Genomic DNA, 12694 nt, shown 5'->3' on the forward strand with positions numbered 1-12694 from the left:
TCGTGTCGGCGTCAGCTCGGCTCGGCCGTCGGCACCGGTTCGCCGCGCAGCACCTGGTCGACGTCGAAGCGGACCGGGCGTTCCAGCTGGTCGTACCCGCAGGAGCGGGGGTCGCGGTCGGGCCGCCAGCGGGCGAACTGGGCGGTGTGCCGGAACCGGTCGCCCTCCATCGCGTCGTAGCCGACCTCGACCACCAGCTCCGGGCGCAGCGGCTCCCACTCCAGGTTCTTGCCGCCGGTCCAGCGGCTCACCCCGCCCGGGATGCGCTGGCCGCGCTCGTGGTCGCCGTGCGCCCACGGGTGGTCGTCGCCGACGTCCCGGTACGGCTCCAGCTCCGCCAGCAGTTCCTTGCGCCGGGCCATGGTGAACGAGGCGCACACCCCGACGTGGTGCAGCGTGCCCTGCGTGTCGTAGAGGCCGAGCAGCAGCGAGCCGACCACCGGCCCGGACTTGTGCCAGCGGAACCCGGCCACCACCACGTCGGCGGTGCGGGCGTGCTTGACCTTGAACATCAGCCGTTTCCCCGGCTCGTACGGCAGGTCCGCCGGCTTGGCGATCAGCCCGTCCAGGCCGGCGCCCTCGAAGACGTCGAACCAGCGGCGCGCGGTGTCCACGTCCGTGGTGACCGGGGTGACGTGCACCGGTGGGCGTACCCCGGCCAGCGCGGCCTCCAGCCGGGCCCGGCGCTGCGGGTAGGGGAGGTCGAGCAGCACCTCGTCGTCGATCGCCAACAGGTCGAAGGCGACGAAGTCGGCGGGGGTGGTCTCGGCGAGCAGCCGCACCCGGGAGGCGGCCGGGTGGATCCGCTGGGCGAGCAGCTCGAAGTCGAGCCGGGGCTGGCCGTCGGGGCCGTCGCGCCGGATCACGATCAGCTCGCCGTCGACCGCGCAGCACTCCGGCAGCTGCCGGCGGGCCTGCTCGACGACCTCGGGGAAGTACCGGGTCATCATCTTGCCGCCCCGGCTGGCCAGTTCGACGGAGTCACCGTCCCGGAAGACGATGCACCGGAAGCCGTCCCACTTCGGCTCGTACGTCATCTGCTCCCCGGTGGGGATCCGGGCGACGCTCTTGGCCAGCATCGGCTCGACCGGCGGGTTCAACGGCAGTTCCACGGCGACAGTCAACCAGACGGGACCGACAACAGTGAGGCACATCACGGGTGCGTACGGTGCCGGTGTGTCCCGCGCCGGCCCGTCCGTCACCCGTGGTCGATCCGCAAAACCGCAGGTCAGAGCTACCGTCGCCGGGTGCGCGAGTTCGTCTGCGGCTGCTGCGGGCGCTGGCGGGTCAGCGTGGAGCTGATCCGGGGCCGGTACCGGTACCGGCTGGTGCGCCGCTACCGCCCGGAGTTCGGCGGCGGCAAGGACGTCCTCGGCGAGGCCGGATCGATCCCCGAACTGGCCGACCTGCTGGCCCGCCGTACCCCGCTCACCCTGGCCGACCTGCGCGAGGCGGCCTGATCCCGGCCCCGCCGACGGCCCGCCCGTGCCAGCTCGTACCACCGACGGTGGTCGTACGCTGGCCCGGTACGCGACGAACCCCGGAGGTGCGGCGTGCCGCTGACCTACCCGCACGTCGGAGCGACCCGTGACGGCGATCTGCCGCCCGGCTGGCGGCACGTGCGACACCGGGTCCGGCTCCCCGACGGCTCCTTCGCCCAGGCGGGCGCGGCCGTGCTCAGCTGGCGGCTGCACCGGGCCGCCGGGGTCCGGATCACCGCCGACGCGCCGCGTGCCGCGCCCGGTGTCGCCGTCACCTCCGGGCTCGGCCTCGGCCCGCTGCGGCTCGACGCCCCGTGCGAGGTGGTCTGGGTCGCCGACGACGACCGCCGGGCCGGCTTCGGGTACGGCACGCTCCCGGGCCACCCGGCGTGTGGCGAGGAGGCGTTCGTGGTGGAACGCGACGACGCGGGCCGGGTCTGGTTCGAGATCCGCGCGTTCAGCCGCCCACAACGGTGGGTCATGCGCGTCGCCGGCCCCGCCGGTCGGGCCTTCCAGCACGGGTACGCCCGCTGGCTGGCGGCCACCCTGCGTCGGCTGTGCGCCCGCGCCGGCTGACCGGCACCGCGCAGCAGCCAGCGCCGTGACGGCGGCCGGGCTGACCCGGCGGTCAGTAGGCCGCGAACGACCGCAGCGGCATCCTCGGGCCGTACCGGGGCGCGTGCACGCCCCCGGCGGCCAGCAGCAGGCAGACCCGCCCCCGGTGCCCCCGGAACGGCTCCAGCAGGGCGAGCATCCGGGCGTCGTCCCCGCGCGCCTCGCCGGCCAGCGCCCAGCTCACCGTGTTCGGGACGTGGTAGTCGCCGACGCTGACCGCGTCCGGGTCGCCGTACGCGATGCGCACCACCTCTGCGACGCTCCACGGGCCGATGCCGGGGATCGCGGTCAACCGCCGGGCCGCCTCGCCTGTGTCCGCGCAAGCCTCCAGCCGGTCGGCGAGGGCGGCGACCCGGCGCAGCGTCTCGGCCCGCCGCTGCTCCACCCCGAACGGGTGGAACACCCAGTACGGCGCGGCGGCCACCGCCGCCGGATCCGGCGGCAGCAGCAGCGGGAACGGCCCCGGCGCGGGCTCGGCGAAGTGCCGGACCATCGCCGCGTAGGTCCGGTACGCCTCCTTGCCGGTGACCTTCTGTTCGAGGACCGTCCGCAGCGCCTGCCGGAAGACCCGGCCGGTGGCCGGCATCCGCAGGCCCCGGTGCGCCGCGGCCAGCCGGGACACCACCGGGTGCCGGCCGGCCAGGTCGGCGAAGCCGGTCAGGTCGTCACGCAGCCCGGCGATCGCGTCGGCGCACTCCAGCACCCAGTCGGCGCCCGGCCCGTACCCCTCGGCGAGCAGGTCGCCGTCCTGGCGGCGCAGGCACAGCGTGGCCGGTCCGTCCGGCGTGCGGGTGGCCCACCAGAACACCCCGGCGGCGATCCGGGCACACGGGTCGTACGGGCTGAAGGTCAGCGCCCGTACCGTCTCGGCGAACCGGTGCTCCGGCGGCGGGCGCAGGATCCGGGTGGGGGTCACCGGGACACTCTGCCACGACCGGCGTCGACTGCCGGTGGCACCGGTCCGCCGCGCCCCCCGTTCGCACCGAGGGGGTCAGGGGTCAGCGGGTGTCAGCAGGGTGCTGGCCATCAGAAGCCAGGTAGTCCTGGAGCCGGGCGTGGCGGAACTGGTAGGCCGCACCGACCCGCCGTAGGACCCCGCGGTGGTAGGCGTCATGGAGGAACCGCATCAGCCGCCACGGGAGGCGCCCGGTTGCCGCCAGCCAAAAACGCGCCACACAGAACCAAAACCAGGTGCGACCATGTCCGACAATTCCAAATAGTCCGGACGCGCACCCCGCGTAAAATCCAGCCGCGATCCCGGCTGAGGGTGCGAAAGCAATTCCGAAGCCGAGCCCGAGTACGAGCGTAGGCCCAAGTCCGAGCGCGAGGAACAGTGTCCTGTTGTCTCGAATGGTCGGCCGGATATCGAGAATTTCACTGCTTTTGGCGTGTTTGTCAAACCCGGTAACGGCCCCGACGACGACTCCGATAATGGTCCCAGCCAAGAGCCATCCTGTGAGTCCGGTCATGATCTTGAACGCGAGCCCGATAGTGAGCCCGATCGCGAGTCCGGACGCGAGCCTGAACAGCATCCTTTTTGGGTTTATGTATATTCGTCCCGGAGTGGAGTCGATGACGACGTCATCGGGAGAAGCTGCCACAAGGACAGGCGGAAGCATGAGCAGCCAGATTATGAGGCCGCATACGAGCGCGACCATCAATCCTCCTGTGCTTACGGTCGATAGTCCGCCTGCGATCGCAAGAACAAGGGTAAAAACGGCTGCGAACAAGAGTCCGGGTCGGGGGACGGCAGCGAGAAGCCGCCACCAATGCAGGTCGCGGCTGCGTCGCTGTTGCAGATGGCGGGCAAGGAAGGCCAGCCATTGGCGGGCTTGATCGGGGGGATAGTCATGGAGGGATGGTGGGCTGTCGGTGTCACGGGTGGGGGTGCGGGGGCCGTAGATGGCGGGTAGGTATGCCTGGAGCAGGTGTTCCTCAACCGAGGCCGGATCCGTGAAGGCGGTGAGTGCGGCCGGATCGGTGTGTCGCGGGGTGTATGCGGTCCGGGCCAGGTACACCATCAGTGGGGTGGACAGAGTCTGCGCCAGTGCTCCCTGTGGGTGAGCCCGGAGGTGTTCCACGACGGGTGCCCACCGACGTTCGCCGTGGACCTGCCCAGCTCGTACGTACTCGCTGGCTTCCTGCCCGGTTACGGGCTCGATCTCCACCACTGCGGCCCGAGCCAACGGGATGCCGGTTTCCTCGATGGTGTCCTGATATTCCTGGGACCGGCAGGTGAGCACCAGCGGCCGGTCGCGGCTCACCACGTCGGTCAACGCCGCCACTGCGGCGCCGCGCAGCCGTGGCGGCATTTCGTCCAAGCCGTCGAGCACCGGGATGATCCGGGACCAGTCAACGAGCCGTACCGCGACATGGGGGCCGAACCGGTATCGATCGGTCAGTACCGGGTACAGCTCCGCCAGTTGCCGGGCCAGCCACGTGTCCACATGCATGCGGTGGGGATCCCACCCCGTCAGGTTCATCAGCACCGGCACCGGCTCGCCGGCATCCCGGTCCTTCAACAGATCGAGGGTCAGTAGCACCGCCAAGGATGTCTTGCCTGCCCCAGCAGCCCCAATCACCACCAACTGTCGGGCCGGCAGTTGCCGCCACTTGTCGGCGACCTCGGTGACATCGCCGTGCAGCTTCAACCGGATGACCCGGCCAACTACGGGGCCGAGGACTTCCACTGGCGTGGCCGAGACGGGGCGTCCGGTGGACGACCAGCGCACCCGCAGAGGTTCAGGACGGAGCAGCCCTCGCGCCTTTGCCTCCTGATCCCACTGCTGCCGTACCTGCCTCGCCAGTTCTTCGCAGGCACGGTCCAGCAGAACGGCTGGGTCGGGTTGCTCGGCGTGTGCCGCAATCCGCAGCGACATGAGACTGACGGCCAGGCTGACCAGGCCGACGAGTCCGCTGGCTACGCTGGCGAGCTGGTCTGCTGCACTGAGCCGGCCAGGGTGCCCCTTCGCCAGTGCGAGTAGCACCGCGAGCAGCAGAAGGACGATTCCTGCGCCGACTCCGAGCCAAGCCGCCTTCCGGGCGCGTCCACTGTGCACCAGACCAGTGTGACCTACGTCTACACGCTGTCACGTTCTCGTGCCTCGCCGTCATCCACCGCCCTGGTGGGCCAGCCCTTGCCCTCGCACCAGCAGCTCACATCGAACACCCGCAGCGGGCTCACCTCCGAGGGAAGGCCTGCGACGTCCCGCAGCCGTGACAGCCGCCAGTTCGCATCGAGGATGTCAGCGGCGGACGGAGAAGAGTCCGGGCGGGGGCGGGGTGGAGGCGGTCGCCCCGGCGTCCTGGACCACGGTCGCGCCCCCGACGAAGCGGTCCAGTTCCGCCCCGGCGACCACCCGGCCGGGGAACCAGTCCCCGGCGGCCCGCCGGGTCAGCGCCGCGACCGGCGGCTCCTGCCGGCCGGCGACCAGCACCAGGTTGCCGTACCGGCGGCCCCGCAGCACCGCCGCGTCGGCGACCAGGCAGGCCCGGGGCAGCACCGTCCGGACCGTCGCCACCTGGGCGCGGGCGTACCGCAGCGGCGGGCCGTCGGCCAGGTTGACCAAGTACCAGCCGTCCGGACGCAGCACCCGGGCCACCTCGGCGGCGTACTCCACCGAGGTCAGGTGCGCCGGGGTGCGGGCACCGGCGAAGACATCGGCGACGACCACGTCGTACGCGGCGTCGGGCGTGGTCGCCACCACCTCGCGGGCGTCGGCGACCCGGACCCGGATGCGGGCCTGCGCCGGCCAGGGCAGCACCCGGCGGACCAGCTCCACCAGCGCGCCGTCCACCTCGACCACCCGCGACGCCGAGCCGGGCCGGGTGGCCGCCAGGTAGCGCGGCAGGGTCAGCGCGCCGCCGCCGAGGTGCAGCACCCGCAGCGGTACGCCGGCCGGGGCGAGTAGATCCAGCGCGGCGGCGAGCCGGCGCACATACTCGAACTCCAGGTGGGTCGGGTCGGTCAGGTCGACGTGCGACTGCGGTGCCCCGTCCAGCAGCAGGGTCCACGACCCGGGGCGGTCGGCGTCCGGCAGCAGCTCGGCCTCGCCGGTCTCCACCCGTTCGGCCACCCGGTCCCCGCCCCGCCTGCGCCCCATGCGGCCCAGTATCCCGGTCGGCCGCGCACCGACGGCCAGCGGTCAGCGGCGGCGGCGCGCGGCGGCGGAGAGCGCCCGGTGCAGCAGGCGGGCGTCGCCGAGCAGGGCGCGCAGCCGGCGTTCCAGGCCGGCGATCGGGACGAGGTTCTGCGGGGCGCGCGGATCCTTGTACGGGGTCGAGGCGAACCGGGGCAGCGTGGCCAGGGAGAGGTCGGCGAGCGCGATCGCGTCGGCCGGATCCAGGTCCGGTGAACACTCCACGCGCACGATGCCCGCCCACGGCGCTCCCCGCGTCACCGGCAACCGCAGATACCACGACCAGCCGCCCCAGCCGGTGCCCACCCGGAGCCGGAACACCGGGCACCGCTGCCCCGGCGCCAGCCCGGTCACCACCGCCGTCAGCCGGGCGTCGAGGTACTGGCTGTGCTGCGTCTTGACGTAACCCAGGGTGCGCGGCAACTGCCGTCGGGCGCGCAACGGGCCGTCCACCACCAGCAGGTCGCCGTCGGTCCGGGCGGCGTCGGAGACCGCCACCTCCAGTGCGGTCAGCGGGCCCTGTACGGCGGCCGGCAGCTTGCTCAGCTCGCCGCTGCCGCCGACCCGGTGCACCGGGTACCGCACCGACCCGGCCACCATCTCCTGCGCCGACGGGCTGGCCGTGAAGAGTCCCCGGGCCACCCGGGCGCCGGCCATCTCCGCCGCGCCCCGCCCCAGGTCGCAGCGGACCACGCCGGCCGCGTACGACGCCGCCACACCGGGGTAGGAGACCCCGTCGGCCTCGGCCGTCCAGACGCTGGCGTCGATCCGTCGCACCCCGTCGACCAGGAGCACCACCTCGGGGGCCCGCACCCCCGGCCGGGGATCGAGCGCCCGCCAGTCGGCCGCCGGCAACTCCACGTCCGGGTCGACCTGGGCGCTGCTCGGGGCGGCCGGGCCGCCCGGGGACGCCTCGAACGACACCCCGTACGCCGGGTCCCACGCGTCCACGAAGAACTGGGGACGACCCGCCCCGCTCACCGGGCCGGCCTCTCGTTCGCGACTGCGGGGCTCGCAAGCTCACTCCTCGCGCTCACAGGCCACTCCGCTCGACGCGGGCGCTGCGGGCGTCCTTGCGGACCTCGAAGCGCACCGGGATCCGCTCGGCGAGTGCCGGCACGTGGGTGACCACCCCGACCATCCGGTCGCCCCGGGCGGCCAGGCTCTCCAGGGTGGCGGCCACCGTGTCCAGGGTGGCCGCGTCGAGGGTGCCGAACCCCTCGTCCAGCACGATCGACTCCAGGCTCGCCGCCGTGGTGGAAAGGCCGGCCAGCTGCTCGGAGAGCGCCAGCGCGAGCGCCAGGGACGCCTGGAAGGTCTCCCCACCGGAGAGCGTCCGCACCCCGCGTCGCAGCCCGGCGTCGTGGTGGTCGACCACGAAGAACTCGCCCTTGTCGTGGACCAGGTCGTACTGCCCGCCGGAGAGTTCCCGCAGGATCCGGGAGGCCCCGTCGACCAGCACGTCCAGCGCCTCCGCGAGCAGCCACCGCTCGAAGTTGTTGGCCCGCAGGTGACCGGCGAGCGCACGGGCCACCCGGGCCTCGCGCTCGTGTCCGGCCCGCTGCCCGCGCAGCTCGGCGGCCTGTTCGCGGCGTTCCACCAGTCTCCGGTGGGCCGCCTCGGCACGTTCCACCGCGACGGTGGCCGCCCGGACCGGGTCGTCGTCGGGCGGCAGTCCGGCGGTCGCGAAGATGCCGGCGATCCGTTCCTCCACCGCCCCGGCGGCGACCTCCGCCGCCGTCACCGCCGTGACCAGGCCCGCCCGGTCCGCGCGCCGCCGGTCCGCCTCCCCACCGGCCCAGCCGGCCAGACCGGCCCAGGCGGCGGCGACGTCGTCCCGGTCGGCGGACGGGGGGCCGAACCGGGCCAGGCCGTCCCGTACCCGGTCGAACTCCCGCCACGCGGTGCGCAGCCCCTCCTCGGCCGCCTCGACCGCGCCCCGGGCGTGCCGGGCGGCGTCCCGCCCCGCGCGCACCGCGCCCGCCGCCTCGTCCAGGGCCGCGCGCAGCCGGGCGTGCTCGGCCAGCCCGTGCCGCAGCGCCTCGGCGGTGGCGGCCCCGGCGAGCTGCTCGTCCACCTCGGCCAGGCGGCCCCGCAGCTGGTCGTGCTGGGCGCGGGCGCGCAGCAGCACGCGTTCCCGGTCCCGGGCGGCGGTGTCGCACTCCTGCATCCGCCGCTTCGCCGTGTCGCTGGCGGCCCGCGCCGCCTTCCCGGCGGCGACGGCCCGGGCCACCGCCGAGCCGGCCGGGACCGCCGGCACCCGGGGCACCACCTGCTCGCACACCGGGCAGCACGCCCCGTCGGCCAGCTGCGCCCGCAGCGCCACCGCCTGGTCGGTGGCCTTCGCGTCCTCGTGCGCCCGGAACGCCGCCTCCAGCTCGGTCCCGGCCCGTTCGGCTGCCGCCCGCGCCTCGGCGAGGGCGGCCACCGCCGCCTCGTGCTCCGCCTCGGCCCCGGCCACCGTGGCGGCCACCGCCGCCGCCTCGCCGGTGAGCCGGTCCCGGTCGGCGTGCGCCTTCAGCAGCAGCCGCAGGGCACTCTCGTCACCCGCACCGGCCAGCTCGCCGCGCAGCTTCTCCTCGCGCTCCTCGGCCAGCGCCACCGCCTTCGCCGCCTGGTCGGCACCGGCCCGTGCGGCAGCCACCGCCCGGGCCACCTCGGCCACCCCGCCGGGCGCGGGCACCCCGTCGAGCACGGCCAGGTCGGCGTCGAGGGCGGCCAGCGCCGCGTGCGCGTCCCGCGCCGCCGTCCGGGCCCGGTCCCGCTCCGGTACGGCCTCGGCGACCCCGCCGGCCAGCTCGTGTGCCCGGGTCACGGCGGACTCCGCCTCGGCCAGCGCCGCGTCGTCGACGTCGGTCAGGCCGCCGAGCATCCGGGCGACCTCCTCCAGCCGTGCCTCGGCCTTCCCGGCCCGCTCGGTGGCGTGCTTCTGCACCTTCTCGTAGACGCCGAGGCCGAGCAGGTTGACCAGGATCTGCTGCCGGGTGGCCGGCTTGGCGTGCAGGAAGTCCGCGAACTGCCCCTGCGGCAGCACCACACAGCTGGTGAACTGCTCGTACGGCAGCCCGACCGCCTCCAGGACCGCCGCCTCCATCTCGGCCGGGGTGCCGGCCAGCACCTCGCCGAGATCCTCCGGGCTGAGCCCGGTGTCCAGCTTGGTGACGTCGAAGCCGGGTGGCATGAGCTGCAACCCGGCGTTGGCGGTCTTGACGGTGCCCCGGCCGTCCCGGCGGACCACCCGGGTGGCGACGTAGCGGTCCCCGGCGGACTCGAACACCAGCCGGACCCGTGCCTCGGTGGCCGACGGGGCGAGCGCGTTGGCCAGCCCCCGCGTGCCGCCCCAGCGGGGGACCGTGCCGTAGAGGGCGAAGCAGATCGCGTCCAGCACCGTCGACTTGCCCGATCCGGTCGGCCCGACCAGCGCGAAGAAGTCGGCGTCGGTGAAGTCGACGCAGGTCTCCTCACGGAAGACGGTGAAGCCCGCCATGTCCAGCCGCATCGGGCGCATCAGCGGTCGACCTCCTCGAACAGCTCGTCGAACAGCTCGCGTACGCCGTCGTCGTCGTGTCCCCGCCCGGCCAGGTAGTCGGCGAAGAGCTGCTGCGGGGAGCGGCCGGCCCGCTGGGCGGCGCGGGCGCCGCTGCCGGGGGCGGGCACCAGTTCCGGGTCGATCCGGATCTCCAGCGCCCGGGGGAGCAGCTCCTGGACCTCCTCGCGCAGCCCGGCCCGGGGCTGCTCCCGGACGAACACCCGCAGCCACCCCTCCGGCGGTTCCAGCTCGGCGAGCTGGGCCAGGGTGCCCCGGACGGTGCGCAGCGGCACCGCGGCGGAGATCGGCACCTCGCGGACCTGTGCCGCGGTGCGCGCGGTCACCTCGACCAGCGTCACCGAGCAGACGTTCTCCTGCTCGCCGAAGTCGATCGCGATCGGGCTGCCGCTGTACCGCACCGGGCAGGGCCCGTCGACCCGTTGGGCCCGGTGCAGGTGCCCCAGCGCCACGTAGTGGGCGGTGCCCGGGAAGACCGTGGCGGGGACGGCGTACCCCATGACCGTGTGCGCGTCCCGTTCCCCGCCGCCGGTGCTCGCGCCGACCACGGTCAGGTGCGCGGTGACCAGGTGCACCCGGTCGGGCTCGTCGAAGCCCTCGGTGAGCCGGGCGAGCACCCGCCCCAGGTGGTCGGCGTACGTCTGGGTGGCCTCGGCGGCGGTCAGCTCGTACATCTCCACCGCGCGGACCGCGTACCGGTGGGAGAGGAACGGCAGCGCGGCGAGTTGCCAGCGCTCGCCGCCGGCGGTCGTGCCGTCGACGACCAGGTCGGCGGGGTTGGTGTCCCGGACGCTGCCGCGCAGCACGATGCCGGCGGCCTCGGCCCAGGGGCGCAGCGCGTCCAGGGCCGGGCCGTTGTCGTGGTTGCCGCCGATGGCGACCACGTCCGCGCCGGTGCGGCGCAGCGCGGTCAGCGCCCGGGTGACCAGCCGGGTGGCCTCCGGGGTGGGGGAGCCGGTGTCGTAGAGGTCACCGGCGACGACGACCAGGTCGGGCCGCTCCTGTCGGGCGATCTCGATGACCTGGGCGAGGACCTGCTTGTGCTCCTCGGCGCGGGACTGGCCCTTGAGGACCTTGCCGACGTGCCAGTCGGAGGTGTGCAGGATCTTCACGGGTGGTCCCCCTAGAACGGGATGTCGTCGTCGGTGCCGCCGGAGCCGACCACGGCGAACGGGTCGGCGGCCTGGGTGATCGACCGGAGCGTCTCCGACGGGGCGTGACCGGCCTCGGAGACCCGGGTGGCCCAGGCCGGGAAGGGGAACTCCAGGCAGAGCGGCACCGGGATGTCCGGCTGGTTGACGAACATGGTGCCCGGCTTGGCCAGCAGCGCCCGCTGCCGTTGGGCCGGCGGGAGGAAGCCGTACTCCGGGCGGGACGCCTCGGCCGGGTCGAGCCGGCCGACCACCCGGATCGCCGAGTTGGTGACGATCCGCCGCTCCACCTCGCTCGCCGTCTGCTGCGCGCCGACCAGGATCACCCCGAGCGAGCGGCCCCGCTCGGCGATGTCGAGCAGCACCTCCTTGATCGGCGAGGAGCCCTCCCGGGGGGCGTACTTGTTCAGCTCGTCGAGGACGACGAAGAGCAGCGGCCGGGCGGTGCCGGCCTTCTCCTTGCGCTCGAACTCGCCGCGCAGCGTCACGCCGACCACGAACCGCTGGGCCCGGTCCGGCAGGTTGTGCAGGTCGACCACGGTGACCTGGGCGCTCTCCGCGGTGTTGATCGAGTGCGGGCGGCGGGTGGCGAGGTCGCCCCGGATCAGCCGGCCGAGATCCTTCTTGCTGCCGATCAGCCGGCGGGCGAAGGCGTTGACGGTGCCGATCCCGACCGCGCTGCCGGTCCAGTCGCTGCGGGTCTCGTCGTCGTTGAGCTGCTCGACGATGTGGTCGACCAGGTCGGTGTAGGAGCCCAGCCGGACGCCGTCGATGCTCACCCCGCCGTCGGCGGGCTGGGCGTACCGGGCCAGGTGCGCGGTGACCGCGTGCACCACCATCGTGTACTGCTGGCGTTCGTCGTCGGCGTCGGCGAAGACGTACGGCAGGAGCCGGTCGGCGCAGAACTCGCTCAACGTCCAGTAGAAGCTGTCCACCCCGGTGAGCCGGCTGCTGACGTCCGGCGTGCCGGAGGAGTCGCCGACCCGGGGCGGGGCGTGCACGCGCACGTCCGGGAAGGCCCCGGCGGCCAGCCCGAGCTTGGCGTACGCCGCCCGCGTCGGGTCGTCGAGCCGGGTGTTCGGGTGGTCGAGGAAGAGCAGGTCCTCGCCCTTGACGTTGAAGATCAGCGCCTTGGCGTTGACCGCGTCGCCACCGAGCACCCCGGAGCGGAACACCGAGTAGAGCAGGAAGGTGGCGAAGCTGGTCTTGGTGGCCACCCCGGAGATGCCGGAGATGGAGACGTGCGCGCCCCGGCTGCCGTCGAGGAAGTCGGCGTTGAGGTAGACCGGCACCCCGTCGCGGCCGGTCCCCATCGGGATGCGCCGCTCCATCCGGTCGAAGTGCAGCGCCCGGGCCCGGGCGTCGCCCTCGGCGCGGCGCACCACCGCGCCGGGCGTGGGCGGCACGTACAGCTCCGGGTCGACCCGGGTGGTGGTGATCTCCGCCGCTTCCTGCACCTGGGCGGGGAGGGTGCCGTCGGCGATGGCGAAGACGTCCGAGTCGAACTGGGCGCCCTCGTGCCGGGCGCGGACCTGGGTCACCACCCCGGCGATGGTCACTGGCTCCCGGTCGGGCAGCTCCCGCCGGGTCACCACCACGTCGTCGAGTTGCAGGTAGCTGCCGTCGGCGACCGCCGTCCAGAACTGGAGCGGGGTGGCGTCGGCGGTGCCGAGGACCCGCCCCACCTCCTCGCCGGAGACGTCGAACGCGTCGTCGGCCGTCACCGGGGGATCGTCGGTCATCGCCGGGCTCCGCTGGTCA

Annotated in this window: 10 protein-coding genes; 2 read left to right on the forward strand and 8 right to left on the reverse strand. The window is 74.0% G+C overall.

Going from position 1 to position 12694, the window contains the following annotated elements:
- Positions 1-11: 11 nt before the first annotated feature.
- Positions 12-1112: an ATP-dependent DNA ligase gene (locus IGA62_RS20965; RefSeq protein ID WP_145819208.1), complete on the reverse strand. Its 1101-nt coding sequence runs from the start codon at positions 1110-1112 to the stop codon at positions 12-14.
- 135 nt (positions 1113-1247) lie between these two features.
- Here IGA62_RS20965 and IGA62_RS20970 point away from each other — a divergent pair, with 135 nt between their 5' ends.
- Both IGA62_RS20970 and IGA62_RS20975 read left to right on the forward strand, forming a co-directional pair.
- A complete protein-coding gene (locus IGA62_RS20970) occupies positions 1248-1460 on the forward strand; it encodes a hypothetical protein (protein WP_145819207.1) in 213 nt (70 codons plus the stop codon).
- A 93-nt stretch (positions 1461-1553) separates the two neighbouring features.
- Positions 1554-2057: a DUF1990 family protein gene (locus IGA62_RS20975; protein ID WP_145819206.1), complete on the forward strand. Its 504-nt coding sequence runs from the start codon at positions 1554-1556 to the stop codon at positions 2055-2057.
- Positions 2058-2109: 52 nt separating this feature from the next.
- Here the strand turns inward: IGA62_RS20975 and IGA62_RS20980 are convergent, their stop codons facing one another.
- The 7 genes from IGA62_RS20980 to IGA62_RS21010 all read right to left on the reverse strand — a co-directional run bounded on the left by IGA62_RS20980 (position 2110) and on the right by IGA62_RS21010 (position 12675).
- A complete protein-coding gene (locus IGA62_RS20980) occupies positions 2110-3012 on the reverse strand; it encodes a DNA-3-methyladenine glycosylase family protein (protein ID WP_145819205.1) in 903 nt (300 codons plus the stop codon).
- 82 nt (positions 3013-3094) lie between these two features.
- On the reverse strand, positions 3095-5155 hold the full coding sequence (locus IGA62_RS20985) for an NACHT domain-containing protein (RefSeq protein ID WP_145819204.1): 2061 nt from the start codon (positions 5153-5155) through the stop codon (positions 3095-3097).
- 186 nt (positions 5156-5341) lie between these two features.
- Complete coding sequence (locus tag IGA62_RS20990; protein WP_145819203.1) at positions 5342-6199, reverse strand: spermidine synthase; 858 nt, start codon at positions 6197-6199, stop codon at positions 5342-5344.
- 42 nt (positions 6200-6241) lie between these two features.
- Positions 6242-7216: a hypothetical protein gene (locus tag IGA62_RS20995; RefSeq protein WP_145819202.1), complete on the reverse strand. Its 975-nt coding sequence runs from the start codon at positions 7214-7216 to the stop codon at positions 6242-6244.
- 52 nt (positions 7217-7268) lie between these two features.
- Entirely contained in the window at positions 7269-9743 is a 2475-nt protein-coding gene (locus tag IGA62_RS21000) for an AAA family ATPase (protein ID WP_145819201.1), read from the reverse strand.
- Positions 9743-10894: an exonuclease SbcCD subunit D gene (locus IGA62_RS21005; RefSeq protein WP_145819200.1), complete on the reverse strand. Its 1152-nt coding sequence runs from the start codon at positions 10892-10894 to the stop codon at positions 9743-9745. The genes IGA62_RS21000 and IGA62_RS21005 overlap by 1 nt, the downstream gene beginning before the upstream one ends.
- 11 nt (positions 10895-10905) lie before the next feature.
- Positions 10906-12675: an ATP-binding protein gene (locus IGA62_RS21010; protein ID WP_145819199.1), complete on the reverse strand. Its 1770-nt coding sequence runs from the start codon at positions 12673-12675 to the stop codon at positions 10906-10908.
- Between the last annotated feature and the right edge of the window lie 19 nt (positions 12676-12694).

Origin of the sequence: Micromonospora sagamiensis, from assembly GCF_014680085.1 — a bacterium.
GTDB classification, from domain to species: Bacteria; Actinomycetota; Actinomycetes; order Mycobacteriales; family Micromonosporaceae; genus Micromonospora; species Micromonospora inyonensis.